At 66.9% G+C, this 242-nt stretch carries 1 protein-coding gene; it reads right to left on the minus strand.

Going from position 1 to position 242, the window contains the following annotated elements:
- A partial coding sequence (locus tag JHD74_RS27200; protein WP_199063969.1) for an Ig-like domain-containing protein occupies nt 1–242 on the minus strand: 242 nt, incomplete at both ends.

Consider the following 242-nt stretch of genomic DNA (forward strand, 5'->3'; position numbering starts at 1 on the left):
CAGGGTGCTCAACGCTACCTGGCCCGGAACCACATCCACCGTCACTTTCAGGTGCTCGCCCTCGGCGCTGGTGTTGCCGGCCGGGTCGGTCACCGTGGTGGTGAAGTCGTGCGCGCCGTTCACCAGGCCAGTGCCCGGGGTAAACGTCCAGTTGCCGCTGCCGTCCGCCACTACGCTGCCAATGGCGCTGCCATTGTCCAGAATGGTGACGGTGCTGCCCGCTTCCGCCTTGCCCGTGAAGG

The sequence above is a fragment of the Serratia sp. ASV30 genome (assembly GCF_016428815.1).
Taxonomy (GTDB): domain Bacteria; phylum Pseudomonadota; class Gammaproteobacteria; order Enterobacterales; family Enterobacteriaceae; genus Chania; species Chania fonticola_C.